A 750-nucleotide genomic window follows, 5' to 3' on the forward strand; every position below is an offset into this window, starting at 1 on the left:
AGCGGCATCTGCTCCAACCAGATGAAATACGACGGCATCATATAGCTTGGCAGTTCTTGTCCCAGCTCATGTCTCAGTTCACCGGCTCCAAGCTCTTGACTCGCGACGTAGTACGCTACTAGTTGTTTTTGGTCAGTTTCGTCCGCCCGAGCCATGATGACCGCTTCTCGTACCGACTCGACCTGCAACAGCTGCGATTCGATCTCACCCAGTTCGATCCGGTAGCCCCGGATTTTCACCTGATGATCCATTCGCCCCAAATATTCAATGTTGCCGTCCGGCATCCATCTTGCCAAATCGCCTGTACGATACATCCGCTCATGGCCTGCCTTGCCACCAGCAAACGGATTATTTACAAATTTCTCAGCCGTCAGTTCTTCACGTTTCCAATATCCACGGGCCAATCCTTCCCCGGCAATACATAACTCGCCCGGCACGCCGACGGGCTGCAATTCCCCATTCGCATTCATGATATAGATTTGGGTATTCGCAATCGGACGTCCTATATTAATTTCTTGGGCATGGGTCAGTTCCTGTACGGCTGACCACACCGTCGTTTCTGTAGGTCCGTACATGTTATAAATACGGGGACCGTTTATTGCTTGCAGTGCCGCGAGCAGCTTGGACGGAAGGGCTTCGCCCCCGACCATAATTGCCTTCACGCTTTGCAGCGCGCGCGAGCCTGCTTCATGACCCAACAGCATTTGTAACCGGGATGGGGTCATTTGCAACATCTCAATCGAATGTTGA

The 750-nt window shown here is 52.3% G+C and carries 1 protein-coding gene; it reads right to left on the minus strand.

Annotated elements, in window-relative coordinates:
• Positions 1 to 750 (minus strand): amino acid adenylation domain-containing protein (locus G9G53_RS25635; protein ID WP_165150878.1); only part of this gene is annotated, 750 nt, incomplete at both ends.

It is taken from the genome of Paenibacillus sp. EKM206P (assembly GCF_011066155.1).
Classification (GTDB): domain Bacteria; phylum Bacillota; class Bacilli; order Paenibacillales; family Paenibacillaceae; genus Paenibacillus; species Paenibacillus polymyxa_D.